Source organism: Stutzerimonas stutzeri RCH2, assembly GCF_000327065.1.
GTDB lineage: Bacteria > Pseudomonadota > Gammaproteobacteria > Pseudomonadales > Pseudomonadaceae > Stutzerimonas > Stutzerimonas stutzeri_AE.
This window is the reverse complement of record NC_019936.1, coordinates 512,551-538,296: the sequence shown is the minus strand read 5'-3', so window position 1 is coordinate 538,296 and position 25,746 is coordinate 512,551. Positions and strand designations below refer to the sequence as shown.

The window sequence follows — 25,746 nt, the reverse complement described above, 5'->3', positions numbered from 1 at the left end:
AGGCTGGAAAGGCCGCTATCTTCCGTGAAAGCGGCCTTCGATTCCAGCGCCAATGCACATTGTCACACTTCGACCAGCAGGCCCTCGACGCGCTGGAAGCCCCGCGGCAGCTTGTTACCGCGCCTGCCACGCTCGCCTTTGTAATGTTCCAGATCCTCGGCCTTGAGCGACAGTGTGCGTTTGCCCGCCTGCAACACCAGAGTGGCGCCAGCCGGCAACAGGGCGAGGTCGATCAGGTACTCCTCACGACTGGCGACGCGCTCGCCGGGGATACCGATGATCTTGTTGCCCTTGCCCTTGCCCAGCTGCGGCAAGTCACGGACCGGGAACACCAGCAGGCGACCCTCGGTGGTCACAGCGGCCAACCAGTCGTCATCGCGACTGGCCAGCGGTCGAGGCGCAACGACCTTGGCACCCTTGGGTAGCGAGAGCAGAGCCTTGCCGGCCTTGTTCTTGGCCTGCAGATCCTCACCCTTGACGACGAACCCGTAGCCGGCATCCGAAGCGATCACGTAGAGCGCATCATCTTCGGGCAGCAACACGCATTCGAAGCTCGCCCCCGGCGGCGGTGCCAGTCGGCCAGTGAGCGGCTCGCCCTGGCCGCGCGCGGACGGCAGGGAGTGCGCCGCCAGCGAGTAGCTGCGCCCGGTAGAATCGATGAACACCGCGTACTGATTCGAGCGCCCCGCCGCTGCGGTCTTGAAACCGTCGCCGGCTTTGTAGGAAAGCCCCGTGGCGTCGATATCGTGGCCCTTGGCACAACGCGCCCAGCCCTTCTCGGAAATCACCACGGTCACTGGCTCGGAAGGGAGCAGCTCGTTCTCCGACAACGCCCGCGCCTCGGCACGCTCGACAATCGGCGAGCGACGCGCGTCGCCATAGGTTTCTGCGTCTGCCAGCAGCTCCTTGCGTACCAGCTTTTTCAGCTTGGCCTCGCTGCCCAGCAGCGCCAGCAGCTTCTCGCGCTCCTTGGCCAGCTCGTCCTGCTCGCCGCGGATCTTCATCTCTTCCAGGCGCGCCAGTTGGCGCAGGCGCGTGTCGAGGATGTAGTCGGCCTGCAGCTCGGATAACTCGAAGCGCGCCATCAGCACCGGCTTGGGCTGATCCTCGGTACGGATGATATGAATCACCTCGTCGAGATTGAGGAAGGCCACCAACAAACCTTCCAACAGGTGCAGGCGCTTCTCGACCTTGTCCAGGCGGAACTGCAAACGGCGCCGCACGGTGCCGATGCGGTAGGTCAGCCACTCGCTGAGCAGGGTACGCAGGTTCTTCACCTGCGGACGACCGTCGAGACCGATGACGTTGGCGTTGACCCGGTAGCTGGACTCCAGATCGGTAGTGGCGAACAGGTGCTGCATCAGCCCTTCCACATCGACTCGGTTGGAGCGCGGGATGATGACGATGCGGCATGGGTTCTCATGATCGGATTCATCGCGCAGGTCAGCCACCATCGGCAACTTCTTGGCCTGCATCTGCCCGGCGATCTGCTCGAGCACTTTCGAACCGGACACCTGATGCGGCAGCGCGGTGACCACGATGTCGCCGTCTTCGACCCGGTAGACCGCACGCATGCGTACCGAGCCACGGCCGGTCTCGTAAATCTTCAGCAGGTCGGCGCGCGGGGTGATGATCTCCGCCTCGGTCGGAAAGTCCGGACCCCGCACGTGCTCGCAGAGCTGCTCCACGCTCGCACTAGGCTCATCGAGCAAACGCACGCAGGCGGCTGCCACTTCCCGCAGGTTATGCGGCGGTACGTCCGTGGCCATGCCCACGGCGATACCGGTGGTACCGTTGAGCAGCAGGTTGGGCAGCCGCGCCGGTAGGGTCGCCGGCTCGTCGAGGGTGCCATCGAAGTTCGGTACCCACTCCACCGTGCCCTGCCCCAACTCGCTGAGCAGCACCTCGGAGTAACGCGACAGCCGCGCCTCGGTGTATCGCATCGCGGCGAAGGACTTGGGATCGTCCGGGGCGCCCCAGTTACCCTGGCCATCGACCAGCGTGTAGCGATAGCTGAACGGCTGAGCCATCAGCACCATGGCTTCGTAACAGGCGCTGTCACCATGCGGGTGGAATTTACCGAGCACGTCACCCACGGTACGCGCGGACTTCTTGTGCTTGGCGTCGGCGTTCAGGCCGAGCTCGCTCATGGCATAGATGATCCGTCGCTGCACGGGCTTCAGGCCGTCGCCGATATGCGGCAGTGCGCGATCCATGATCACGTACATGGAGTAGTTGAGGTACGCCTGCTCGGTGAAATCGGCAAGGGAGCGACGCTCCACGCCGTCCAGGCTCAGGTCGAGGGATTCGCTCATGGTCGATCCGTTACATGCTGGCGCAGCACCAGGGTGCCGGCGCGCTGGGTGAATTCAAGTTGTTTCAGGGCACTCATGCCGAGCAGCACCTGTTCGCTGCGAAAGCCGGGGGCGACGAGGGCACGCACGTCGTGCAGGCGAATGTCACCGAGATCCAGGCTCGACAGCACGGTTCGATAGCCGGTGGTCTGGCCATTGGCGGTGTGCAGCATTACCGCTGCGCCACGTTGCAAGCCCAGACGCTCGGCCAGCTCAGCGGGGATGGCGACATCGGTGGCGCCGGTATCGAGCAGAAAGGTCACCGGCTCACCATTGATACGTCCGCTGGCGACGAAATGCCCTTGGGCATTGCCGGCCAGCTGTACTTCTACCTGCTCACCCTGCACCAGCGACACAGGTTCGCGGTTGGGGTTGATTCGGCCTTCTTCCCAAGCCGCGAAGAAGCGAGTGGCCAGGAACAGCCCAGCGCCCCAGGCCAGCACCAGCATCACGCGCCCGGCACGACGCCCGGCTGTCTGGCTCACGGCCGGGCCATCCAGCCGCCCTCCGGCGCAGCGAAGCGCCAGACGATCGGACGTTTCTCGCCATCGCCACGCGCCTTGCCATTGTTATCAACGCCGATCCACGCCCCTTCGGCATCGACCCAGAGTGCTTCAGCATTGCCATAGGGCTCGCCGTAGCGGCGCTCGTCGGTCAACGCTTCGCCAGCGAAAGACCAGCAGCGCTCGACCGCTCCGTTCGCCGGACTGCGTCGGCACACGCGATAGGCAGAGGGCTCCAGCACGAACAGTTTGTCGCCGAAGAACGCCAGTGCCGAGAAACTGCGCGGCAACGGCGTATCGCCCAGCGCGGCGGGCGGCTGCTGATTGCCACCCTGGGCCATGAGTACGCAGCCACCGGTGCATTGCCAGCTGCTCTGCTTGCGATGCAGCACCAGCAGGCCGCGGCGCTCTCGCTCGGCCGCCAGCCACATGCGTTCGGCCTTTGGGTCGACGGCGATGCCTTCGAATAGCGCATTGAAATGCCAGAGCATGCCGCTCGCCCGCGCCTGGCGGACCAGCGAATCGGGCAACCGCAACCACTCCGCCGTACCTGCCGGGCTAACCCGCAGCACCGCGGCATCGGCCTCGCTGACCACGTAACGGTTGCCAGCGCTGTCGCAGCTCAAGCCCTCGAAGTCCAGATGACCGCCACGCACATGACCACTGACCCAGGCGCGCATACGCATGCCCCAGGGCAAGCCACTGTCCGGCGGCGGACCAACCTCGAAGCGCTCGGGCTCTGCCTGCCAGGGCGAGACACTGGTATCCAGGCGAAACAAGGCATCGTCCACGCGATCGGAAACGGCCCACAGGGCATCGCCGCACCAGGCCATCCCGGAAAGGTTGCCGCCTGCCATTCCCTCTACCGGATGCTCGCTGAGCAACTTCAGCTCTGCTGCCGGCTCATTGGCCCAGAGCGGTGCCGAAACCAGACTGAGCAAGGTCAGCCAGCGGCGGATCAAACCAGCACCTCCGCCAGGTTGCCCTTGGACTCGAGCCAGCTCTTGCGGTCGCCGGCGCGCTTCTTGGCCAGCAACATATCCATGATCTCGCGCGTTCCTTCGAAGTCGTCCAGCGTCAGTTGCACCAGACGGCGGGTATTGGGGTCCATGGTGGTCTCGCGCAGCTGCGGCGGGTTCATCTCACCGAGGCCCTTGAATCGCGTCACCTGGGGCTTGCCGCGGCGCTTCTCGGCGACCAGACGCTCGAGGATGCCGTCACGCTCGGCCTCATCCAGCGCATAGAAAATGTCCTTGCCCAGGTCGATGCGATACAGCGGTGGCATGGCGACATAGACGTGCCCGGCTTCCACCAACGGGCGGAAATGCTGAACGAACAAGGCACACAGCAGCGTGGCGATATGCAGACCGTCGGAGTCGGCGTCTGCGAGGATGCAGATCTTGCCGTAACGCAGCTGGCCCAGGTCGGCAGCGCCGGGGTCGACGCCAATCGCCACGGCGATGTCATGCACCTCCTGACTGGCAAGCACTTCGCCGCCGTCGACTTCCCAGGTATTCAGGATCTTGCCGCGCAACGGCATGATCGCCTGGAATTCCTTGTCCCGCGCCTGCTTAGCCGAGCCGCCTGCCGAGTCACCTTCGACGAGGAACAACTCGGCACGCATCGGGTCCTGCCCTGCGCAGTCGGCCAGCTTGCCGGGCAGAGCCGGGCCCTGGGTGATCTTCTTGCGCTCGACCTTCTTGCCGGCCTTGAGCCGGCGCCCGGCATTGTTGATCGCCAGCTCGGCCAGTTGCATGCCCAGCTCCGGGTGCGCATTGAGCCACAGGCTGAAGGCGTCTTTGACCACACCGGAAACAAACGCGGCGGCTTCGCGCGACGACAGGCGCTCTTTGGTCTGACCGGAGAACTGCGGCTCCTGCATCTTCATCGAGAGAACGAATGCAATGCGCTCCCAGATGTCTTCCGGCGCCAGCTTCAGCCCACGCGGCAGCAGGTTGCGGAACTCGCAGAACTCGCGCATGGCGTCCAGCAGGCCCTGGCGCAAGCCGTTGACGTGGGTGCCACCCTGGGCCGTCGGGATCAGGTTGACGTAGCTTTCCTGAACGCTTTCGCCGCCCTCCGGCAGCCACAGCAGCGCCCAGTCCACCGCCTCGGTGTTGCCGGCCAGCGTGCCGACAAAGGGCTCATCGGGCAGACGCAGGTAATCGCTGACCGAGTCGACCAGGTACGAGCGCAAGCCATCCTCATAGTGCCACTCGACTTTCTCGCCGCTGCCCTTGTCTTCGAAGCTGACGCTCAGCCCCGGGCAGAGCACGGCCTTGGCCTTGAGCACATGCTTGAGCCGGCTGATGGAAAACTTGGGGGAGTCGAAGTATTTCGGGTCGGCCCAGAAACGCACACTGGTGCCGGTATTGCGTTTGCCAACGCTGCCAATGACTTCCAGATCGGTTGCCTTGAAGCCGTCGGCAAAGCTCATACGGTACTCGCTGCCATCACGCTTGACCGTCACTTCGACCCGCGTGGACAAGGCATTGACCACCGAAATACCGACGCCATGCAGGCCGCCGGAGAACTGGTAATTCTTGTTGGAGAACTTGCCACCCGCATGCAGCTTGGTGAGGATCAGTTCGACCCCCGGCACGCCCTCTTCCGGATGGATGTCGACCGGCATGCCGCGGCCATCGTCGATCACTTCCAGCGAATTGTCTTGATGCAGGATCACCTGGACCGAACGGGCATGCCCGGCGAGGGCCTCGTCGACGCTGTTGTCGATGACTTCCTGGGCCAGGTGATTGGGCCGCGAGGTGTCGGTGTACATGCCCGGGCGCTTGCGCACCGGATCGAGGCCGGAAAGAACCTCGATGGCTTCTGCGGTATAAGACATCTGTCTGGCACTGTCCTTATGTTCTGAACAATTGGCCCTTGCGGACTGTGAAAAAAACAGCACACCGACCGGAATGAAACGACGGGGCCGCATGGGTGAAACCGCCCGGACGGCTAGCCGCATGATCAGGCAGCGTTGCTCCGAATCGCATGCCCGTCAGAGCTGCTCCAGCCATATTTGCGGCGCGACGCCGGCAAAGGCCAGCAGCGCCGGCAAGCGCTCGCTGAAGCCTTGAAAACCATGGTCACCACCGGCCTGAATACGCAGCGCACAGCCACGATAGAACTGTGCAGCGTCACGGTAATCCAGCGTTTCGTCGGCAGTCTGCAACCAGACCTGATAACGCTCGGCATCCTGCGGTGGCGCGGTCTCCAGTTCAGCCAACGCGGCGACATGATCCTCGGTCAGCTCCCAGACCTCCCCGCTGTACAGGTTCGTCTGCGGCCCGAGGTAACCGTCGAAGCGACGATGCGGAGTCACGGCCGGGTTGATCAGCAAGGCCTTCAGGCCATGCCGCTCGGCGAGGTGCGTCGCATAGTAGCCGCCAAGCGAGCTGCCGACCAGCAGCGGCCGCCCGAGCTCGCTGATGCATGCCTCAAGCTGGGCGATGGCCTGCCGAGGATGATGGTGCAGCGCAGGAACCCGCAGCCGCTCGGCCAAACCCAGTTTTTCCAACGCAGCGGACAGTTGGCTCGCCTTCTGCGAAAGCGGTGAGCTGTTGAGGCCGTGTATATAAAGGATCGAAGGCGAATCACTGGACATCGATACAGCCTGTAGAAAAACCGCAAGGCTACAAGGCACGCGCTGTCATCTGCAAGCAGACCGGCAACGCGCATGCGCAAGGCAGTAGATGGATAGGAAACAAGCAGAAACGGTTCGCTGCGTCCGACGCCATGGTCCACCGCGCGAGCTCAGGAGCCGCAAGCCTTCAATAACCCTTCACACTGTAATCGATTTCGAATTCGATACCGCTGACCCGGGAAACCTCGGTGTCCAATCGCCCATCAGCGTACAGCCGCAACCAGCGATAGCCTGGCGCTGCGCTGTCGACCTGGAAATCCTCGCTCTGCGGTGTGAACTGCACGCCGGTGGAAGGCGACGCCAGCAAACGCAAGTCGTTGCGCCAGTGATCGAACTCCTGATGGATGTGCCCCCAGAGCAATGCCCGCACGTTGCTATGACGGTCCAGCACCTCGAACAGCGCATCCGGGTTGCGCAGCCCGATGGTATCCATCCAGCGACTGCCGATGGACACTGGATGATGATGCAGACAGATCAGATGATGGTGGGCCGGGGCCTCGCTGAGCGCCTGATCGAGCAGATCGAGTTGGTCGCTGCGCAGCATGCCGTATACCGAGCCCGCCACCAGGGTATCGAGCATCACCACGCGCCAGCCGCCGATCTCCAGCACAGGCTCCATCAGCGCGCTGCCGCGACTGGCCTCGCGCATCGCCGCCAGCTCGTCGTGATTGCCCGGACACCAGCGCGCCGGGGCTTCGATGCGCTCGGCAAGCCGACGAAACCGCTGGTATGACGCCACCGAGCCATCCTGCGACAGATCGCCGGTGGCCAGGACCAGATCGATGCGCGGCTGCTCGTCGATGGCCAGCTCGATTACACGCTCCAGGCTGTCGCACGTATTCATGCCCAGCAGCTTGCCGTCCGCTTCGGCAAACAGATGGCTATCGGTGAGCTGCACCAGCAGAACCGAATCTTCAACAGCAGTCAGGGTCGCACCAGGCAAGGCCCTTCTCCTTGAGCTAAATCGCAACGGAATTATGGTAGGAGCCCGCTAGGAGGGTAAACCTCGGAAGTGGGCCTGGGTCACAGAACCGTGCGGCATACCTGCCAGGAGATCGGTTGCGGACCGCCGTCCGCCATTGGTGGCGAAGGAAAATCAGAGCACCGGTTCGAGCTCGTGACCGCAGGCCAGGCAGTGGCCCAACCATTCGCCGAGGAAGAGGTTGAGTTGGTTCTTCTCGTCCGGCTGGTGCATCTGTGCGTTGGGATAATGATAGATCCCGCGAAAACGCCGGGCATTCTCGGCACGAATGACCTCGGCCATGCGTGCATCGTGATAGACGCGCACTTCCATCTTCGGCACGGGCAGCCAGGTCAGGCAATGCTCCTGACTGACCTGCAAGGTCGTGGTGTAGGGGCAGCTCTCCAGCACTTCCAGCACCAGCACACCGAGCAACATGTCGCCCTGACTGATCGCGATGCGCCGTGCGTCGCAAGCACTGCGCATGCCTGGCAGTAGCCGCATCAAGCGTAGGTAATTGGCCTCGCAGGCCGACTGCAGTTCGAGCAGGTCGACTCGGTAACGCTCGCGCGTCTTTCTCATGTCCACGCCCCCCGCACCTGCTCGCGATTCAAGGCCAGCCACTGCAAGGCAATGATGCTGGCGGCATTGTCGATACGACCATCATTGACGGCGCGGAGTGCCTCCGGTAGCGACCAGACGTGCACGCGGATATCTTCGCCTTCCTCGGCCAGGCCGAACACCCCATCGGCACCCTCGCTGTCGCAGCGACCGACATACAGATACACCCGCTCATCGCTGCCGCCAGGGGACGGGAAATACTGGCTGACGGGCCAGAGCTCGCCCAGGTGCAGCCCAGCCTCTTCGATAGCTTCGCGCCGTGCAACCTCTTCGGGTGCCTCATCCTTGTCGATCAGACCTGCCACCAGCTCGATCAGCCAGGGGTTATCGACCTTGCCCAGCGCACCGACCCGGAACTGCTCGATCAGCACCACGCGATCGAGTAGCGGATCATAGGGCAGCACGCATACCGCATCGTGGCGGACGAATAGCTCGCGACTCAGCTCAGCGCCCATGTCACCGTTGAACTGGCGATGGCGCAGGTGCAGACGATCCAGCCGGTAGAAGCCGCTGAAGCATTGCTCTCGTCGGAGGATCTGGACATCATCCGGGCCGGGTTTGAAGGTCTCGCTCATGGGCACCACTCATATCGGTTTGATCCGCGCCGGACACGGCAGCGAACGACTGCAACCGTCACATCGTGAGCGGCTTTGTCGTCAAAGCCTAGCGCGGCAGTGCCTCCGGTGCAGCCCTTTGCAGACCACCGTAACCGAAGAGGGCCCAACCAGCCGGAACTCACGAACTTCGGGTGTGACCGGCAATCGAAAGCGCACTGCCATGTCTGGACGAACCATGATTCCAACCGCATACATTCGCAATTTCATCGCACTGAGCAGCCTTGCGATGCTGCTTGGCGGCTGCCAGCACTTTGCTTCGGAACGCCCGGTGGAGGTCCGCCAGACCGTTACCGAACAGCGGCCCAAGGGCTGCGAGGGAGAAAACTGCCCGCTGGTAAACATCGATAGCCTGACATTTGCCGACGAGCCGGAACTGAACCGCCTGATCGACGCGCGCCTGCGTCGGATGACGATCAACGGTCCGGATGATCGGTTACCCGAATCCTTGCAGAGCTATCAACAAGGCTTTCTGCGTACGGCAGAACCAGGCTGGAGCAGTTATCTGCAGGCCAAGCTGCGTGACCAGCACCGCAACATTCTGGTCGTCGAGCTTTCCAGCTATCTGTATGTCGGTGGCGCCCACGGCATGCCCGGTCGCGGCTTCATCAACTACGACAGCAAGAAGCACCGCGAGCTGCGCCTGGAAGATCTGCTGATCCCCGGTCAGGAAGGCAACTTCTGGCGGGCGGCGCGCCAGGCGCATCAGCGCTGGCTGGTGGAGAACGAACACGATCAGGATGCCGCATTCCTCGAGTTCTGGCCGTTCCAGCAAACCGCGAACGTTGCGCTGCTCAAGGACAGCGTGTTGCTCAAATATGACGTGTACAGCATTGCGCCGTACTCGAGCGGTCACCCCGAGCTGTTCATTCCCCATGAACAGCTCAAAGGCATTCTGAAGCCGGAATATCTCTGAGGATACGAAGCGGGCCGGCATCTGCCGGCCCGCTTCGGCTCACCTGCAGGCAGCTGGTTACACCTGCTTGTAGATCACCGAACCCTCGTCCTTGAAACGCGAGGACTGCTCGGCGAAGCCGGCCTCGATGGCCTTCTGCTCGTCGGTCAGGCCGTGCTCGGCAGCGTACTCACGCACTTCCTGAGTGATCTTCATCGAACAGAACTTCGGTCCGCACATGGAGCAGAAGTGCGCCACCTTGGCCGATTCCTTCGGCAGCGTCTCGTCGTGGAAGGCACGCGCGGTGTCCGGGTCGAGGCCGAGGTTGAACTGGTCCTCCCAGCGGAACTCGAAGCGCGCCTTGGACAGCGCGTTGTCGCGGATCTGCGCACCCGGATGCCCCTTGGCAAGATCAGCAGCGTGCGCGGCGATCTTGTAGGTGATGATGCCGGTCTTGACGTCATCCTTGTTCGGCAGGCCGAGGTGCTCCTTCGGCGTGACGTAGCAGAGCATGGCGCAACCGAACCAGCCGATCATCGCCGCGCCGATGCCGCTGGTGATGTGGTCGTAACCGGGCGCGATGTCGGTGGTCAGCGGGCCGAGGGTGTAGAACGGCGCTTCGTCGCAGCATTCCAGCTGCTTGTCCATGTTCTCCTTGATCATGTGCATCGGCACGTGACCCGGACCTTCGATCATGCACTGCACGTCGTGCTTCCAGGCGATCTTGGTCAGCTCGCCGAGGGTCTCCAGCTCGCCGAACTGCGCGGCGTCGTTGGCATCGGCGATCGAGCCCGGACGCAGGCCATCGCCCAGCGAGAAGCTGACGTCGTAGGCCTTCATGATTTCGCAGATTTCCTCGAAGTTGGTGTAGAGGAAATTCTCCTTGTGATGCGCCAGGCACCACTTGGCCATGATCGAGCCACCGCGCGAGACGATGCCGGTGACGCGCTTGGCAGTCAGCGGCACGTAGCGCAGCAGTACGCCGGCGTGGATGGTGAAGTAGTCGACGCCCTGCTCGGCCTGTTCGATCAACGTGTCGCGGAACAGCTCCCAGGTCAGGTCTTCGGCAACGCCGTTGACCTTTTCCAGCGCCTGGTAGATCGGCACTGTGCCGATCGGCACCGGCGAGTTGCGAATGATCCACTCGCGGGTCTCATGGATGTGCTTGCCGGTGGACAGGTCCATCACCGTGTCCGAGCCCCAGCGGATGCCCCAGGTCAGCTTGGCGACCTCTTCTTCGATCGAGGAGCCCAGCGCCGAATTGCCGATATTGCCGTTGATCTTCACCAGGAAGTTGCGGCCGATGATCATCGGCTCGAGCTCGGTGTGGTTGATGTTGGCCGGGATGATGGCGCGGCCGCGGGCCACTTCGTCACGCACGAATTCCGGCGTGATCTCCTTCGGAATCGAGGCACCGAAGCTATGCCCGGCGTGTTGATCCTTGAGCAGTCCGGCCTCGCGAGCTTCGGTCAGCTTCATGTTCTCGCGGATGGCAACGTACTCCATCTCGGGGGTGATGATGCCCTTGCGCGCGTAGTGCATCTGGCTGACGTTGTGCCCGGCCTTGGCCCGCCGCGGATGACGCACATGAGCAAAACGCATGGCGGTCAGCTCGGCATCGTTGAGGCGACGCTGGCCGAATTCGGAAGTCAGCCCCGGCAGCTTCTCGGTATCACCGCGCTCCTCGATCCAGGCACTGCGCACGTCGGCGAGGCCCTTGCGTACATCGATTTGCACATTCGGGTCAGTGTAGGGACCGGAGGTGTCGTAGACGGTGACCGGGGCGTTGATCTCACCACCGAAGTCGGTCGGCGTCACGTCCAGGCTGATCTCGCGCATCGGCACGCGGATATCCGGGCGCGAACCCTGCACATAGATTTTCTGCGAGCGCGGGAAGGGTTGGATCGACTGCTGGTCGACCTGGGCGGATTCACTCAGGTTCTGTTGTTCTACACGCATCAGGCTGGCTCCTAGAGAATTGTCGGAGCGAACCTGAAAACACGGATGGCAAGGGCGTCGGGTGCGCCGGGACTGGCGCCGAGAGCGCTGGCCGAACGACTGGCGAGCACATCTTGTTCCCTACGCAGGCCTTAACCTGATCAGGTTCAACGGGATCCGGAACTTTCCGATCTCAGCCTTCGCTTCAAGGCACCCCGACAAGAACGCCATCGAGTCTAATCAAGACCCCGTAGGAACGCCATGCCGAGGGCGAAAGTAGTCGACCGTTCGGTCATTTCGGCCAGCCACATTCGCCATCCGACCCTGCTTCGCACACGCGCCTTGACCCCCTGACAGCTGCCGCTTAGCCTTGCCCATCAGCTCTATTCAGGATGGACCCAACATGCTGCGCAGACTCCCGCTGGCTCTCGCCGTGGCCTCCCTCACCGCCGGAGCAGCCTGGGCACAGGAAACCGTCCCGCTCGCCAGCAAGACCGACCTGGTCAGCGTCTATCAGCAAGCCGTCAACAACAATGCCGACCTGGCTGCAGCTCGCGCGCAGTTCCGCGCTCGCCAGGAAATCGTGCCGCAGGCACGTGCTGGATTGCTGCCCAATCTCAGCGCCGGCGCAGAGCTGAGCGACACCGAAACGGACGTCGACACCAGCCGAGGTTCGACATCGCTGTCGCGCAGCGGCACCGCCTATCAGGCGACGCTGAGCCAGCCGATCTTCCGCGCCGATCGCTGGTTCCAGCTCAAGGCCGCGCAAGCCGTCAGCGAGCAGGCCGCAATCGAATACTCCATCGCCGAGCAGGACCTGATCCTGCAGAGCGCCCAGTCCTACTTCGCCGTGCTGCGCGCGCAGGACAACCTGGCCGCGGTAAAAGCCGAGGAAGCAGCATTCAAGCGCCAGCTCGACCAGGCCAACGAGCGCTTCGAGGTCGGCCTCTCCGACAAGACGGACGTGCTCGAAGCCCAGGCCGGGTTCGATACCGCGCGGGCCAACCGCTCCATCGCCCAGCGCCAGGTTGACGATGCCTTCCAGGCTCTGTTCACCCTGACCAACCGCGAGTACATCGCCCTCGAAGGCATCCGCCACACCCTGCCGGTGCTGGCCCCAGCGCCAAACGAGGCCAAGGCCTGGGTCGATACCGCGACGCGGCAGAACCTCAACCTGCTGGCGGTCAATTACGCGGTGACCGCGGCCGAGGAAACCCTGCGCCAGCGCCGCTCCGGCCATGCACCGACGCTCGATGCGGTGGCGTCCTATCGCAAGGGCGACAACGACTCGCTGGGTTTCAGCAATTCCCAGAACATCCCGGGCTTCGACATGCCGCGCTACACCGGTGATGTCGAACAACGCAGCATCGGCCTGCAGCTGAACATCCCGCTCTACAGTGGCGGCCTGACCACCTCGCAGAGTCGCGAGGCCTATTACCAACTCAGCCAGAGCGAGCAGCAACGCGAAAGTCTGCGCCGCCAGGTGGTCGAATCCACACGCAATCTGCATCGGGCGGTGAACACCGATATCGAGCAGGTCGAAGCCCGCCGGCAGTCGATCATTTCCAACCAGAGCGCGCTGGAGGCAACGGAAATTGGCTATCAGGTCGGCACGCGCAACATCGTCGACGTACTCGACACCCAGCGCCGTCTCTACGGCGCCGTGCGCGACTACAACAACGCCCGCTACGACTACATTCTCGACAACCTGCGTCTGAAACAGGCCGCCGGCACACTCAACCCGGACGACTTGCAGCAATTGGCGGCGTACCTGAAGCCCGACTACAACCCGGACACCGACTTCCTGCCGCCGGACCTGCCGCAGACCATCGGCCAGCCGGTGCGTGTGGATTATTGAAGCGGGGGCTCGCTTGAGCGGTGGCTCGGTGGGCTGAAGCCTACCTGCAGCCCACCGCCACCAGGCGAAACGAAGTACTAGCGATACCAGGCTGCAACGCGACCGGGCCTAGGGTGGGTTTCAGCCATCAGGACCACGCACTGCGGGCAGCGCCGTCAGTCGCGCCGGCCTGCCTTCCAGACCAGACGCCACACTGCTAGCCGAGCAGCCTCGCCAATCCTGTCAGCAAACGCTGCAACGCGCCCTGATTGGCCTTGAGCACCCCTAGGCCGGCGTCCTGCATCCGCTGCGCGGCAGCCGGATCGCGCCAGAGCTCATCGACGGCATCAGCCAGCTGGTCGGCATCCCGCACTTCACTCAGAGCGCCGGCATCGCGCAGTTGCGCGGAGATTTCGAGAAAGTTGAACAGATGCGGGCCACTGAGCACCGGCTTGCCCAGGGCAGCAGGTTCCAGCAGGTTATGCCCGCCATTGGGCACCAGACTGCCGCCGACGAAGGCGATGTCGGCCAGGGCATAGAGAAACAGCAGCTCGCCCATGGTGTCGCCGACCAGCACCTGGGTCACGGCGCTGACCGCCTCGCCCTTCGATCTTCTAACTGCGACGAAACCTTCCTTGCGGCACAGCTCGAACACCGACGCGAAGCGTTCCGGATGCCGCGGCACCAGCAGCAGCAACGCCTGCGGAAGCCGCTCCAGCAAACGCCGATGCGCGGCCAGGATGATTTCGTCCTCGCCGGCATGAGTGCTGGCGGCGATCCACAATGGCCGTTCCTGCGCCGCCCACTGCTGGCGCAATTCGCTGGCCCGCACCAGCAGTGCCGGGTCGATGGTCAGGTCGAACTTGATCGAGCCGGTCACCTCGACGCACTCTCGGCGCGCGCCGAGCTGACGGAATCGCTCGGCCTCAGCCTCTGTCTGCACGGCAATCAGGCTCAGCTCGGCGAGCATCGGCGCGGTCAGGCGGGCGAAGCGTGCATAGCCACGGGCCGAACGTTCGGACAGCCGCGCATTGGCCAGCGCCACGGGAATGCCGCGGCGGGCACACTGATGAATATGGTTGGGCCAGAGTTCGGTCTCCATCACCACCGCTAGCTTCGGCCGCAGGCGGTCAAGAAAGCGCGCCGCCGCCCAGGGCAGGTCATAGGGCAGGTAGCAATGCTGCACGCTGTCGCCGAACAGTGCCTGGATGCGCTCCGAGCCAGTCGGGGTCATGCAGGTGACGGTGATCGGCAGCTGCGGATAGCGCGCCATCAGCTGGCGGATCATCGGTGCCGCGGCGATGCTTTCGCCCACCGAGACCGCATGCACCCAGATGCCACCCGGACGCAGCCGCGGCAAACCGAAGGCGAAACGCTCGCCGATACGACGGGAGTAGGCCGGGGCGCGCCAGGCGCGCCACAGCAGGCGCAGGAACACCAGCGGCAGGCCGAGGTGGAACAGCAGGGTATAGAGGGTGCGATTCATGGGCGCGGAGCTTAGCAAGCCGCCTGCTCGCGAGCCATAACCGCCCTGCCCGCGAACTTGTTGGCGAGGTCGGAACCGAACGAAGTTGCCCGCCCATAATCAGGATCTCGCCATGTCCGGCTACGTTTACCTGGCCATCGCCATCTGCGCCGAAGTGGTCGCCACCACTTCGATGAAGGCGCTGGCCGGCTTCAGTCGCCCGCTGCCACTGCTGCTGGTGGTCACAGGCTACAGCCTGTCGTTCTGGATGCTGGCTCTCGTGGTGAAAACCATACCGGTGGGCATCGCCTATGCCATCTGGGCCGGGCTCGGCATCGTGCTGGTCAGCATCGCTGCAGCAGTGCTATCGCCGGTATCTGGACCTGCCGGCAGTACTCGGTATGGCCCTGATCATCGCTGGCGTGGTGGTCATTCAGCTGTTCTCCGGCAGCACCGGCCACTGAGCACCCCGCGAACTGCATGCAGTTATACTGCGCGTCCGTTTCCCCGTATGAGGTCTGCACATGCCTGAACCCCTCAGCACCGACGTCCTGATCGTTGGCGGCGGCGTCGCCGGCCTCTGGCTCAACGCGCGCCTGCGCAGACAAGGTTTTGCCACGTTGCTGGTGGACAAGGGAACGCTTGGCGGCGGGCAGAGCGTGAAGTCCCAGGGCATCATTCATGGCGGCACCAAGTACGCGCTGAGCGGTGCCCTTACCGGCGCCTCCGAGGCGATTGCGGACATGCCGCGGCGCTGGCGCGAAGCCCTCGAAGGCACGGGCGAGCTGGACCTCAGCGGCGTGCGTCTGTTGTCCGATGCCCACTATCTGTGGTCGCCGGGCACCCTGGCCGGCAACCTCACCAGCTTCTTCGCCAGCAAGGCGGTGCGCTCGCGGGTTGGTCAGGTCAAGGGCGAAGAGCTGCCGCCCGCGCTGCAGCATCCGGAATTCAAAGGCAAGGTCTACCGCCTCAGTGAACTGGTGCTCGATGTGCCCAGCCTGATCGCCCGCCTGGCTGAGCTGGCCGGCGACAGCCTGCTGGCTGGTCAGCAGATCGAGCCGCTGCATGACGGTGGCGAGCTGGTCGGCCTGCGCGTCGACGGCCGCGAGATCCGCGCCCAGCGCATCGTGTTTAGCGCAGGTGGCGGAATTGCCGAGCTGCTCGCGTCGCTCGGCCTGCAGCAACCGGCCATGCAGCGCCGCCCGCTGCACATGGTCATCGTCAAGGCGCCGACGCTCAAGCCACTGTACGCTCACTGTCTGGGCGGCGGCACCAAGCCGCGCATCACCGTTACCAGCCATCCGGCGGCGGATGGCGAGTGGGTCTGGTATCTCGGTGGCGACCTGGCCGAAGCCGACGGCGTGGCGCGGGACGAAGCCAGCCAGATCGCCGCGGCGAAAAAGGAACTGGCCGAACTGGTGCCCTGGATCGATCTGTCTGCCGCGCACTGGGCCACGCTGCGTATCGACCGCGCCGAGCCGGCGCAATCGGCGCTCGCCCGTCCGGATAACGCCTTTCTCGCCGAGCAGGGCCGTCTGCTGGTCGGCTGGCCGACCAAGCTGGCGTTGTCACCGGACTTTTCCGACCGCGTCGAAGCCGCCCTCGCCCGCGACGGCATTCGCCCCGGCCAGCATCCCACACTACCTGAACTGCCACGTCCGCCGCTGACCGGGCCTTTCTGGGAAGGCCTGCTGCCATGAGCACGACGCTGCACGAACTGCACCGCCCGCTGGGCAGCACCGGCCTGCGCATTTCGCCGCTGGGTCTGGGCACGGTGAAGCTGGGCCGCGACCAAGGCGTGAAATACCCCAGCGGCTTCGCCATTCCCGACGACGCCCAGGCTCGCCAGCTTCTGGCTCTGGCCCGCGAGCTGGGCATCAACCTGATCGATACCGCCCCAGCCTACGGCGTCAGCGAAGAGCGGCTCGGTCCGCTGCTGACCGGCCAGCGCGAGGAGTGGGTGATCGTCAGCAAGGTCGGAGAGGAGTTCGAGAACGGCCAGTCGCGCTTCGACTTTTCCGCCGCGCACACGCGCTTTTCGGTCGAACGCAGCCTCAAGCGTCTGCGCACCGATCGCATCGAGCTGGTGCTGGTGCATTCCGATGGCAACGATCTGGACATCCTGCAGCACGCCGAGGTCTACCAGACCCTGGCCGAACTCAAGCGCGAGGGCAAGATCCTCGGCTACGGCCTGTCCGGCAAGACGGTCGATGGCGGGCTGCTGGCACTGCAGCAGGGCGACTGCGCGATGGTGACCTACAACCTCAACGAGCAGGCCGAACGGCCGGTCCTCGACTACGCTGCAGCCCACGGCAAGGGCATCCTGATCAAGAAGGCCTTGGCCAGCGGACATGCCTGCCTCAAGCCAGGCGACGACCCGGTCCGTCGCAGTTTCGAGCTGCTGTTCGGTCACCCAGGTGTCAGCGGCGCGATCATCGGCACTATCAATCCGCAGCATTTGACGTCTAACGTAGCCACTGCTGCCGCCGTCCTGACGGGCAATTGATCACGGAGGCGCAGCGTTCCAATCGCTGCGCGGCAGCAGCCACCGGTGCCGCGCCGCGGCCCCGTTCGCCGTAAGGAGAGCCCGGATGCCTAGTGTTCTGGTACGCAAGAGCCCTGCCGCATTCAAGACCCTGCCCCTCTACGTCGAGGCTGGCCATGACAGCCTGAGCTACCAGAGCCTGGGTCGGCCGCTGAATTTCGCCGAAGTCATCGCGCGCCGGCGCCCGGTTGAGGTGGCTGATCCGGCCCGCTTCGCCATCGAGCTGGCCAATCTGGGCGTTTCGGTCCGCCTGACCCTCTGCTGGCAGGGCCGGGAATATTGGGTGCTGGTCCGTCAGCAGCGCCTGGACCGCGGCGACGTGGTGCTCAAGCTGATTTCCGGCTATATCCCGGCACATGAGCTGAACCTGCCACTGCTCACCGCCATCCAGGAAATCGCCGAAGAATGCCTGCTGGAGACCCCCGAAGGCTGGCTGGCCGGGCGTTTCGGCGACACCTGGTTGCCCACGCCCTATCAGACCAGCCTGCACTACCGCGAGGCAGTGCATTTCAAGCTCGCCTCGCAATCCGGCGCCACGCGGCCGGTGCAGTGCGGCAACATGGTGCTGATGGAACGCCCGCGCGCCTACGTGCACCTGCCGACGGCATCGCTGCAGCTGGTCTACGACATGCGTATGGAACTGCCGAAAGAGGTTCGCCAGCTCAGTCTGTTCCACGTCGACGAACGCCTGGAGGCCGACAAGCTGGTGGCGCGTCTGCAGCGAAGCAGGCCCGACCTCTACCTGATCCCGCTGCACCAGGGACAGCCGCAGGAGCAACTGCTGCAGTTACGTGATGGCCAGTTCAGCCCCGTCAATACACGAGGCTTGTGGCTGTCGGAGAGCTTTGCACCACAGGAGGGCTGGGTGGTGCGCGACGAGCGGGTACGCTGGAAGGACTGGTGGGCAGCCAGGCCGGCCGCCGCGGCGCGCTGAGAAGCCCGACCGCGCGGCACCTGGTCGCTATGGCTCAGCGGCTGCGGATCTTCTCGACGATGGCGGTAGTGGAGCTGTTTTCCACCAGCCCCAGCACCTTCACCACGCCGCCGTAGGCCTTGACCAACTCGGCACCGACCACCTGATCGACGCCATAATCACCGCCCTTGACCAGCACATCGGGGCGCACCTGGGCCAGCAGGTTTTCCGGCGTGTCCTCGGAGAAGCACACCACCCAGTCCACCGCTTCCAGACCGGCCAGCACCGCCATGCGGCGATCCACCGAGTTGATCGGCCGACCCGGGCCTTTGAGGCGGCTCACCGAACTATCATCGTTCACCGCCACCACCAGCCGGTCGCCTTGGGCGCGGGCCTGTTCCAGATAGGTCACATGGCCGGCGTGCAGGATGTCGAAACAGCCATTGGTGAAGACGATCTTCTCGCCCTCGGCACGGGCATCCTCGACCGCAGTGAGCAGTTGTTCGACGGTCATTACACCGCGCTCGGAGCCCTCTTCGCGCTGTACCGCGCGGCGCAACTCGGGTGCGCTGATGCAGGCGGTGCCCAGCTTGCCGACCACGATACCGGCGGCCAGGTTGGCCAGTGCCACGGCCTGCGGCAGCTCCTCGCCTGCAGCGATCGCAGCGGCCAAGGTCGAGATGACGGTGTCGCCGGCACCGGTGACATCGAACACCTCGCGGGCACGGGCCGGCAGGTGCAGCGGCGCGTGATCAGGGCGCAGAAGGGTCATGCCGTGCTCGCCGCGGGTGACCAGCAGCGCATCCAGATCGAGCCGACTCATCAGCTCGGCGCCCTTGGCGACAAGTTCGGCCTCATCGGCACAATGCCCGACGATCGCCTCGAACTCGCCTAGGTTCGGCGTGATCAAGGTGGCGCCGCGGTAGATTTCAAAGTCCTTACCCTTGGGGTCGGCGAGGACCGGAATGCCACGGCGCCGTGCGGCCTGGATAAGCGCCTGATGGTTCTTCAAAGCGCCCTTGCCGTAGTCCGACAGCACCAGCACCTTGACGCCGGTCAGCTGCCCTTCCACCTCCGCCAGCAGCGCGGCCGGATCGGTGTTGAACGGCTCCTCGAAATCCATGCGCAGCAATTGCTGATGACGACTCATCACCCGCAGCTTGACGATGGTGGGCTGGTCATCAATGCACTGGAAATGCGCGTTCACACCCGCCGCGGCTAGGCTGTCGGCCAGGCTCTGGCGCGCCTCGTCTTCACCGGTCACCCCCACCAGTGCCGCCGGCGCACCCAGTGCCGCGATGTTCAGCGCCACGTTGGCCGCGCCGCCGGGACGATCCTCGATCTGCTCGACCTTGACCACCGGCACCGGCGCCTCAGGCGAGATCCGCGACGTGCCGCCATGCCAGTAACGATCGAGCATGACGTCACCGACCACCAGAACGGCGGCTTGGTCAAAACGGGGCATGGACAGCTTCATGGGGGCTCCAGCGAGGAAGAGAAAAACGGCGGGATAATAACACTGTGGACAACCCCGGCCTGACCAGCGCGGCAAGACTGCTACAACTTGCGCACCCAGAACAGCTCGTGGCGGCGCACGGCCTTGCGGAAGAACTCGTCGTCGCCACTCGCCGGCCAGCGGCGACCGGCTAGTGCCGCCTGGATCAGTCGACGCAGGCGCCTCTTAAACGGCAAAGGTCCTTGCAGGTCATGCTGCATGGCCAGTGCCATGGCCTTGTTCAGCCGCGTGTCCGCATCCAGCGTCGGGCTCCATACATGATCGACCGGCAGCGGCTCGATGGCGGGAGGCAAGGCCACGCCGCCGTCAGCCGGGCCCATCGGCCAGCGGTCGTTATCATGTAGATGGTTGGCATAGAGCAGTAGCGTTTCTGGTAACCAATCACCCTCTTCCATCGCCTGACAGAGGGCTCGCGTGGCTGCGACGTGATCGGAGTGCGGATCGAGTTCAGGATGCGGCGTCACCACCACCTCGGGGCGAAAGTGCGTCAGCAGCGCGCGCAGGTCAGCCTGCAGGTTGTCCCAGCTCGGCACGCCGTCCCCATCCGCCGGTAGAGCCAGAGGATTGTGCTGGCGTACGCTGCGGATGTCCTGCTCGTCCGATTCCCGCGAACCGAAGGCGCGTTCCGGCTCCTCAGCCATGGCCGGCAACTGCAGGCAGTAATAGCCGAGCTGCACGCATTGCGATTGCGGCACGCCGCCCCAGAGCGGGATCGCAAGGCTGTCCCAGCTGCGCAGACGACCCTTCAAGCGCGCCGCAGCGGCCTGGTCCAAATCCAGGCGTTGGTAGTTCTTCGCCTCGATCTCCCCCTGAGTCAGGGTAACGATGGCGACGTCGCGCGCTCGGCTGTACAGGCCAAAAGCGGCCAGCTCGGCATCGTCGGCGTGGGGGGCGATGATAAGAATGCGGCGCTCGGCGTAGTCCGGATTGCGCATCGCATAGAGGGTCGCATCATTCGAGAGCTGGCAGAAACGCCCGCGAACGCTCAGCCTACCCTGGACGAGCAGCTCGTGCTGACCGGAAAGGTTGAGGTAACGCCGACCCGCGACACCGCGCTCGAAATCCTGACGGTCCTCACCGATCCATACCTGTGGGTCGCGCCAGCGCCCTAGCCAGCTGCCCTTCAGATTGACCTCGAGAATCAGCGTATCTGCAGCCTCGAAGTCGTCCGCCAGCACCAGACGGCCATCCTCGATGCGCACCGGATAGCGCTTGGCATCTTCAGGAAAGGCGTAGCGGTAGTCGTCCTGCGGCCGGTAGAACAGATGATCGGCAAACCATGCCTCATGGGCGATCCAGCCCAGAACCACCAGCAGCGGCACCGGCCACCAGGCGACCAGCGTGCCAATCAGCAGCAGCACAACCAGCGCGATGAGCAACGCAATGCGCTTGTGCTTGCGGTGGCGTTTAAGCAATTGCTGCTTGCGTGCACTCATGGATCACACCTGATAGACCGGAACTCGGTTGCACCAGCGGTCCTTATATTCGCGGTCCGCACGGCCGAAGGAATAACGCAGCGGTTTGCCCAGCGCCCGTGCCTCGGCCCAGGCCGTCTGGGTGTTGACGAAGCTGAGGACGCTGCCGGGGCTGAAATCCCGCTGCTGCGGATCGACACCGCCATTGATGTACTCGATGGACACCCACTTCGGTGCCTCGACCCGGTAAAGCACCTGGACGGCAATGGGCTGCTCGTCGAGCAGGACCACCGAGCCGGTCATGAATTCGCGCAAAAGTTCGAACACTTCATGAAGATGCGCCTTACCGGGCGCCTCAAAACCCCATCGGCGCTGGAACAGATCGGCGTACATTGCCGCTTGCTCGGTCGGCGCGAAATCGAGCAGCGGGCGCAGTACACCGCCGGCCTCTTCCAGCAAACGCTGCTCACGACGCTGGTTGTAGCGGAATTTCTTCGAATACGCCTCCGGCTCGCGCGCCAGCGCCAGACCCTCAGGCTGCTCGCGCAACGTGCTGATCGCAGCAGCATTCAGCTCGGACACGTAGCGCATACGCTGGCGTACCGGCACATCGGCCCGCTCGGCAACCGGCAGAATGATCTCCGCGTTGCCCATATCGAACAGGCCGCGTTTGCCGGTCTTTTTCAGCACATCCTTGGAAAGCGCCAGATGCCGGCCCCAGCAGGGAACCGCTGCGATCAACTCGCCCTGCTGCTCCCAAGCCAGATAGCGCACCGGTATATCGGCGAGTCGGGCCAGGCGTTCAATGACGTCAGGGTGAGTCGCAACGCTGCCACCGTAGCGCTGCCAGACCTCGGCATACGTCGATGCGTCGATAACGCGCCAGCCACGCTCGCGCCAGCTCTGCAGGAACTGCAACATCAGGATTCCTGCTCTTCGGGCACTTCGTCCTTGAACTGCGTCGCGTGGAGCCTGGCGTAGGCGCCGTTCACGGCCAACAACTCGGCGTGGGTACCGCGCTCGACGATGCGCCCCTGCTCCATCACCAGAATCTGGTCAGCCTTCTCGATGGTGCTCAGGCGGTGCGCGATGACCAGCGTGGTACGGCCCTGCATGACGTGATCCAGCGCCCCTTGGATGTGCCGCTCGGACTCGGTATCCAGCGCCGAAGTGGCTTCGTCCAGAATCAGCACAGGCGAGTTTTTCAACAAGGCACGGGCGATGGCCAGACGCTGGCGCTGACCGCCTGACAGCAGCACGCCGTTTTCGCCGACCAGGGTCTGATAACCCTCCGGCATCTGCTCGATGAACTCGTCGGCGTATGCATCACGGGCCGCACGGCGGATGTCGTCCAGCGGCGCGCCGGCCAGATCGCCGTAAGCGATATTGTTGGCCACCGTATCGTTGAACAGCGTCACCTGCTGAGTCACCAGCGCAATGTGCCGACGCAGATTGCGCAACGTGTAGGACTCGACATCTGCACCGTCGAGCAGTATCTGGCCGGCCTCATGGTGATAGAACCGGGGGATCAGATTCGCCAGTGTCGACTTGCCGCTGCCGGAACGCCCGACCAGCGCCACCATCTGCCCCGGTTCGATGGTGAAACTGATGTCGCGCAGCACCTGCTTGTCGGTACCCGGATAGACGAAGTCGAGGTTACGTACCTCAAGATGGCCGCTGACGGCTTCGCGCTCAAGCGTACCCTGATCGATTTCCGGCTCCTCGTCGAGCTGTTCGAAGATACTCTCAGCCCCGGCCACACCCTTCTGAATAGTGGAGCTGACTTCCGAGAGCTGACGGATCGGTTTTGGCAGCAATCCGGCCAGCGTGATGTAGGCGACCAGATCGCCAGCAGACGCATCACCACGCAGCAGCAACACCAGAAACATCAGCACCGCCATCGCGCTGTAAATAACCAGCTGCAAGCTCGGCGTGTAAACAGCGTTGGTTTTGACCATCCGCAGCTGCTTGGCGGTGTTCTCCGAACTTGCTGTCAGGAAGCGATTCCGCTCGTAGGGTTCGCCCCCGAAGCTACGCACCACGCGGTAGCCCTGAATGGTTTCCGACGCCACATGCGTCACATCACCCATTGCAAGCTGGATCTTCTTGCTCTGCTTGCGGAATTTCTTGCTGGCGCTCGACACCATAAAGCCGATCACTGGCAGTATTGCCAGCATCACCAGAGTGAGCTTCCAGTTCATCCACAGCAGCGTGGCGAACAGGAAAATCACCGTCATACCCTCGCGTACCACGACCTTGATCGCATCGGTCGCCGCTCCAGTGACCATGGTCACGTTGTACGTGATCCGCGAGATCAGATGGCCGGAGTTGTGGCTGTCGAAGTAGCGGTTGGGGAGGGTCAACATGTTGTTGAACAGTGCCAGCCGCAGGTCATGCACCAGCCCTAGCGAGACCTTTGCAAGAAAAAAATTGCCGAGGAACGAACCGATGCCCTGCATGAGCGCGATGAAGACGATCAGCAGCGGGACGGCCTGCAATAGCTTGAGCTCGGCGAGCCAGCTGTGCTCCTGCAAGTAGGGGACCTGGCCAAAGAAGCTGGACTCGGGGTTGTTCAACCCGTCGACGAAAAACTTGAGCATGTAACCCAGCATCGGCTGGGTAGAAGCAAAAATCAGAAAACCCACAAGACTGATGGTGAATAGCCCCCAATAGGGAACCACGTAGCGCAGCAACCGCAAATACACCTTCATGCTGGATTGCTGGGTAGAATTGGCCATGCAGCGAGCCTCATGGAACAGCCAGGAAAAAGAGATGCGGAGTGTATCAGCAGAAGAGTTACAGCGCTGGATAGCAGGCGGACAGGTACTGGAGCGCGATGCTCGCGGCCCGAAGGTGGTGCGCCTGAGCGACGGCCGCTTCCTCAAGATATTCCATACCCGCAAGGCGGCGCCTCTTGCCCGCCTGATACCGCCTGCACAACGCTTCGCCCGCAATGCCGAGCTACTGCACCGTCACGACATCGCCGCACCGCAAGTCACCGATAAATTCTGGCTCGACCGATCAAAGGGTCTGAGCGCCTGTCTCTATCTACCCTTGGCCGGGCAGTCGCTGGAGCAGATACTGCGAGACGACCCCCGGCTGCTCGAGCAGCTACTACCGAAGCTATCCAGATTCATCGCAGAGCTCCATTCCAAACGGTTGTATTTTCGCTCTTTGCATCTTGGCAATATAATAAAAATAGATGAAAATCATTTTGGCCTGATCGACTTCCTTGACTTGCGCCAGAAAACTCTACCTTTGACTCGCTGGCATGTTCGCCGCAATTTTCGCCATTTAGAAAACTATCTCCGTCGACGCAAAATCACCAACTTCCCCATCCAAAAACTAGAACAACTCTACTGCAACCATGCCAAGAAACCATTAATCAAACCAAGACCTGAATAACAGCTCAGACATTTTAGCTGTCTACTTGCCACTTCCTGCGATCGCAGATCAAATATAATAAACAGTGCACCCTAGAGCGCAGCACACCCGCTCTTCCTTATGCGATAACTGCTATAACTAGCGCCACCACCAGCTTTCCCGCCCAGCGCGGAAATATATCTTAAACACTCAGGAGGATTATCAAATGGCATAGCTTTCAACTGCTCGAATTGCAAGTTCCACCATGCACTTTTATGAATTTCATCGCGCAGGATTGAATCTTCAAACCGCCACTTAATGTGTTTGGCTGGATTACCACCAACAATTTCGTACGGTGCTACGTGCCTAGTAACAACTGCCCCTGTAGCAATAACAGCGCCATCCCCGACCGTTACACCGCTAAGAATCTTTACGCCTGCTCCTATCCATACGTCATGGCCTATTCGAGCATGAGCCTTCTGGGTGTCATACTTAAGGCCTGCAGCAATATCATGAACCGGATGAGTGGTTAGCCAATACAGCGGATGAGCGTCTGAGGATAACCCAATTTGAACTTCCTGACCAATCGAACAAAACCTACCTATCTCTGAAACGGATTGGAGCAATCCGCTTCTGATATATGTATAAGCACCTATTCGTAAGTCGCGCGCTTTTATCGCCACATCACCAAGACGAACATTCTCCTCAACAACAACTTGAGCCGAAGCTGTTAGAGAGGCAAGGCCGGCTGCTAGCTTTACATCGCGCCGTCTTAGCCAGCGCTTCCAGTAGTAACTGCGGACAAAATCAATCACCATTCGCACCTTTTTATTGAGCCAAAAGAGCCACTCACAAGAGCCCCACGCACTAAACCTTTATCCCACACCGTCTTAGTTAAATATTGCAAAACCTTAGACGGGCATCCACATACCCGTGATTCCGAAATCTTGAAACATCAAGCTCGTACGGACTTGCCGGTACGCAATCAGGACGGACTATAAGGGCGTGCTCGCTCAATTAAGAGACGATCCAGTTACGCCCAAAGAATTCGTGCTTATTTCCGGCATACATCTAGCGCCTATGTAGCATGATCCGGCGTATGCGTTTACTGGGTCATACAAGCATCGCGCAGAAGGACGAAAAATGCGCTACTTGATTCG

Annotated in this window: 21 protein-coding genes, 1 pseudogene and 1 riboswitch; of the genes and pseudogenes, 7 read left to right on the top strand and 15 right to left on the bottom strand. The window is 62.8% G+C overall.

Annotation, left to right across the window (positions count from 1 at the left end; translation table 11 throughout):
- Positions 1 to 62: 62 nt before the first annotated feature.
- The 8 genes from parC to PSEST_RS02350 all read right to left on the bottom strand — a co-directional run bounded on the left by parC (position 63) and on the right by PSEST_RS02350 (position 8,660).
- A complete protein-coding gene (gene parC, locus PSEST_RS02385; protein ID WP_015275477.1) occupies positions 63 to 2,315 on the bottom strand; it encodes a DNA topoisomerase IV subunit A in 2,253 nt (750 codons plus the stop codon).
- Positions 2,312 to 2,839 (bottom strand): retropepsin-like aspartic protease family protein, encoded by a 528-nt coding sequence (locus PSEST_RS02380; RefSeq protein ID WP_015275476.1) that lies wholly within the window; start codon positions 2,837 to 2,839, stop codon positions 2,312 to 2,314. Before PSEST_RS02380 ends, parC begins: the two co-directional genes overlap by 4 nt.
- Positions 2,836 to 3,819, bottom strand: a complete 984-nt coding sequence (locus tag PSEST_RS02375; protein WP_015275475.1) for an esterase-like activity of phytase family protein — start codon at positions 3,817 to 3,819, stop codon at positions 2,836 to 2,838. The genes PSEST_RS02380 and PSEST_RS02375 overlap by 4 nt, the downstream gene beginning before the upstream one ends.
- Positions 3,816 to 5,702 (bottom strand): DNA topoisomerase IV subunit B, encoded by a 1,887-nt coding sequence (gene parE / locus PSEST_RS02370; protein ID WP_041756425.1) that lies wholly within the window; start codon positions 5,700 to 5,702, stop codon positions 3,816 to 3,818. The genes PSEST_RS02375 and parE overlap by 4 nt, the downstream gene beginning before the upstream one ends.
- Positions 5,703 to 5,858: 156 nt before the next feature.
- Entirely contained in the window at positions 5,859 to 6,464 is a 606-nt protein-coding gene (locus tag PSEST_RS02365; protein ID WP_015275473.1) for a YqiA/YcfP family alpha/beta fold hydrolase, read from the bottom strand.
- A gap of 166 nt (positions 6,465 to 6,630) precedes the next feature.
- Entirely contained in the window at positions 6,631 to 7,446 is an 816-nt protein-coding gene (gene cpdA, locus PSEST_RS02360; protein ID WP_015275472.1) for a 3',5'-cyclic-AMP phosphodiesterase, read from the bottom strand.
- Between the two features lie 153 nt (positions 7,447 to 7,599).
- Positions 7,600 to 8,046 carry a DUF1249 domain-containing protein gene (locus PSEST_RS02355; RefSeq protein ID WP_015275471.1) on the bottom strand — a complete coding sequence of 149 codons (447 nt, stop codon included), beginning with the start codon at positions 8,044 to 8,046 and terminating at the stop codon, positions 7,600 to 7,602.
- Positions 8,043 to 8,660 (bottom strand): NUDIX domain-containing protein, encoded by a 618-nt coding sequence (locus PSEST_RS02350; protein ID WP_015275470.1) that lies wholly within the window; start codon positions 8,658 to 8,660, stop codon positions 8,043 to 8,045. The genes PSEST_RS02355 and PSEST_RS02350 overlap by 4 nt, the downstream gene beginning before the upstream one ends.
- A gap of 217 nt (positions 8,661 to 8,877) precedes the next feature.
- Here PSEST_RS02350 and PSEST_RS02345 point away from each other — a divergent pair, with 217 nt between their 5' ends.
- On the top strand, positions 8,878 to 9,615 hold the full coding sequence (locus PSEST_RS02345; protein WP_015275469.1) for an RsiV family protein: 738 nt from the start codon (positions 8,878 to 8,880) through the stop codon (positions 9,613 to 9,615).
- 57 nt (positions 9,616 to 9,672) lie between these two features.
- Here PSEST_RS02345 and thiC read toward each other — a convergent pair whose 3' ends face one another.
- Complete coding sequence (gene thiC / locus PSEST_RS02340; protein WP_003285206.1) at positions 9,673 to 11,553, bottom strand: phosphomethylpyrimidine synthase ThiC; 1,881 nt, start codon at positions 11,551 to 11,553, stop codon at positions 9,673 to 9,675.
- A 100-nt stretch (positions 11,554 to 11,653) separates the two neighbouring features.
- Positions 11,654 to 11,760, bottom strand: a riboswitch (TPP riboswitch).
- A 175-nt stretch (positions 11,761 to 11,935) separates the two neighbouring features.
- On the opposite strand from thiC, the gene PSEST_RS02335 reads away from it, so the two are divergent.
- Positions 11,936 to 13,390 (top strand): TolC family outer membrane protein, encoded by a 1,455-nt coding sequence (locus PSEST_RS02335; protein ID WP_015275468.1) that lies wholly within the window; start codon positions 11,936 to 11,938, stop codon positions 13,388 to 13,390.
- Between the two features lie 196 nt (positions 13,391 to 13,586).
- Here PSEST_RS02335 and waaA read toward each other — a convergent pair whose 3' ends face one another.
- Complete coding sequence (gene waaA / locus PSEST_RS02330) at positions 13,587 to 14,855, bottom strand: lipid IV(A) 3-deoxy-D-manno-octulosonic acid transferase (protein ID WP_015275467.1); 1,269 nt, start codon at positions 14,853 to 14,855, stop codon at positions 13,587 to 13,589.
- Between the two features lie 112 nt (positions 14,856 to 14,967).
- On the opposite strand from waaA, the pseudogene PSEST_RS02325 reads away from it, so the two are divergent.
- From PSEST_RS02325 to PSEST_RS02310, 4 genes and pseudogenes are all read left to right on the top strand, one after another.
- A pseudogene (locus PSEST_RS02325) lies at positions 14,968 to 15,298 on the top strand (DMT family transporter).
- 60 nt (positions 15,299 to 15,358) lie between these two features.
- A complete protein-coding gene (locus tag PSEST_RS02320) occupies positions 15,359 to 16,534 on the top strand; it encodes an NAD(P)/FAD-dependent oxidoreductase (RefSeq protein WP_015275465.1) in 1,176 nt (391 codons plus the stop codon).
- Positions 16,531 to 17,340: an aldo/keto reductase gene (locus PSEST_RS02315; RefSeq protein ID WP_015275464.1), complete on the top strand. Its 810-nt coding sequence runs from the start codon at positions 16,531 to 16,533 to the stop codon at positions 17,338 to 17,340. The genes PSEST_RS02320 and PSEST_RS02315 overlap by 4 nt, the downstream gene beginning before the upstream one ends.
- Positions 17,341 to 17,425: 85 nt before the next feature.
- Positions 17,426 to 18,313: a hypothetical protein gene (locus PSEST_RS02310; protein ID WP_015275463.1), complete on the top strand. Its 888-nt coding sequence runs from the start codon at positions 17,426 to 17,428 to the stop codon at positions 18,311 to 18,313.
- Positions 18,314 to 18,347: 34 nt separating this feature from the next.
- Here PSEST_RS02310 and hldE read toward each other — a convergent pair whose 3' ends face one another.
- The 4 genes from hldE to msbA all read right to left on the bottom strand — a co-directional run bounded on the left by hldE (position 18,348) and on the right by msbA (position 23,961).
- A complete protein-coding gene (gene hldE / locus PSEST_RS02305) occupies positions 18,348 to 19,769 on the bottom strand; it encodes a bifunctional D-glycero-beta-D-manno-heptose-7-phosphate kinase/D-glycero-beta-D-manno-heptose 1-phosphate adenylyltransferase HldE (protein WP_015275462.1) in 1,422 nt (473 codons plus the stop codon).
- 80 nt (positions 19,770 to 19,849) lie between these two features.
- The gene (locus PSEST_RS02300; protein WP_015275461.1) at positions 19,850 to 21,244 is read right to left on the bottom strand and encodes a PIG-L deacetylase family protein; all 1,395 of its coding nucleotides are present in this window, start codon (positions 21,242 to 21,244) and stop codon (positions 19,850 to 19,852) included.
- A gap of 3 nt (positions 21,245 to 21,247) precedes the next feature.
- The gene (locus tag PSEST_RS02295; protein ID WP_015275460.1) at positions 21,248 to 22,144 is read right to left on the bottom strand and encodes a GNAT family N-acetyltransferase; all 897 of its coding nucleotides are present in this window, start codon (positions 22,142 to 22,144) and stop codon (positions 21,248 to 21,250) included.
- A complete protein-coding gene (msbA, locus tag PSEST_RS02290) occupies positions 22,144 to 23,961 on the bottom strand; it encodes a lipid A export permease/ATP-binding protein MsbA (protein WP_015275459.1) in 1,818 nt (605 codons plus the stop codon). Before msbA ends, PSEST_RS02295 begins: the two co-directional genes overlap by 1 nt.
- A 34-nt stretch (positions 23,962 to 23,995) precedes the next feature.
- On the opposite strand from msbA, the gene PSEST_RS02285 reads away from it, so the two are divergent.
- A complete protein-coding gene (locus PSEST_RS02285; RefSeq protein WP_015275458.1) occupies positions 23,996 to 24,628 on the top strand; it encodes a lipopolysaccharide kinase InaA family protein in 633 nt (210 codons plus the stop codon).
- 71 nt (positions 24,629 to 24,699) lie between these two features.
- Here PSEST_RS02285 and PSEST_RS21630 read toward each other — a convergent pair whose 3' ends face one another.
- Positions 24,700 to 25,401, bottom strand: a complete 702-nt coding sequence (locus PSEST_RS21630) for a CatB-related O-acetyltransferase (RefSeq protein WP_157372366.1) — start codon at positions 25,399 to 25,401, stop codon at positions 24,700 to 24,702.
- Between the last annotated feature and the right edge of the window lie 345 nt (positions 25,402 to 25,746).

What these genes read in the sequence shown, in the direction of transcription:
- parC (WP_015275477.1), bottom strand. Translation starts at nt 2,315, where the DNA reads ATGAGCGAATCCCTCGACCTGAGCCTGGACGGCGTGGAGCGTCGCTCC.
- parE (WP_041756425.1), bottom strand. Translation starts at nt 5,702, where the DNA reads ATGTCTTATACCGCAGAAGCCATCGAGGTTCTTTCCGGCCTCGATCCG.
- PSEST_RS02365 (WP_015275473.1), bottom strand. Translation starts at nt 6,464, where the DNA reads ATGTCCAGTGATTCGCCTTCGATCCTTTATATACACGGCCTCAACAGC.
- PSEST_RS02355 (WP_015275471.1), bottom strand. Translation starts at nt 8,046, where the DNA reads ATGAGAAAGACGCGCGAGCGTTACCGAGTCGACCTGCTCGAACTGCAG.
- PSEST_RS02350 (WP_015275470.1), bottom strand. Translation starts at nt 8,660, where the DNA reads ATGAGCGAGACCTTCAAACCCGGCCCGGATGATGTCCAGATCCTCCGA.
- PSEST_RS02345 (WP_015275469.1), top strand. Translation starts at nt 8,878, where the DNA reads ATGATTCCAACCGCATACATTCGCAATTTCATCGCACTGAGCAGCCTT.
- thiC (WP_003285206.1), bottom strand. Translation starts at nt 11,553, where the DNA reads ATGCGTGTAGAACAACAGAACCTGAGTGAATCCGCCCAGGTCGACCAG.
- PSEST_RS02335 (WP_015275468.1), top strand. Translation starts at nt 11,936, where the DNA reads ATGCTGCGCAGACTCCCGCTGGCTCTCGCCGTGGCCTCCCTCACCGCC.
- waaA (WP_015275467.1), bottom strand. Translation starts at nt 14,855, where the DNA reads ATGAATCGCACCCTCTATACCCTGCTGTTCCACCTCGGCCTGCCGCTG.
- PSEST_RS02320 (WP_015275465.1), top strand. Translation starts at nt 15,359, where the DNA reads ATGCCTGAACCCCTCAGCACCGACGTCCTGATCGTTGGCGGCGGCGTC.
- PSEST_RS02315 (WP_015275464.1), top strand. Translation starts at nt 16,531, where the DNA reads ATGAGCACGACGCTGCACGAACTGCACCGCCCGCTGGGCAGCACCGGC.
- PSEST_RS02310 (WP_015275463.1), top strand. Translation starts at nt 17,426, where the DNA reads ATGCCTAGTGTTCTGGTACGCAAGAGCCCTGCCGCATTCAAGACCCTG.
- hldE (WP_015275462.1), bottom strand. Translation starts at nt 19,769, where the DNA reads ATGAAGCTGTCCATGCCCCGTTTTGACCAAGCCGCCGTTCTGGTGGTC.
- PSEST_RS02300 (WP_015275461.1), bottom strand. Translation starts at nt 21,244, where the DNA reads ATGAGTGCACGCAAGCAGCAATTGCTTAAACGCCACCGCAAGCACAAG.
- PSEST_RS02295 (WP_015275460.1), bottom strand. Translation starts at nt 22,144, where the DNA reads ATGTTGCAGTTCCTGCAGAGCTGGCGCGAGCGTGGCTGGCGCGTTATC.
- msbA (WP_015275459.1), bottom strand. Translation starts at nt 23,961, where the DNA reads ATGGCCAATTCTACCCAGCAATCCAGCATGAAGGTGTATTTGCGGTTG.
- PSEST_RS02285 (WP_015275458.1), top strand. Translation starts at nt 23,996, where the DNA reads ATGCGGAGTGTATCAGCAGAAGAGTTACAGCGCTGGATAGCAGGCGGA.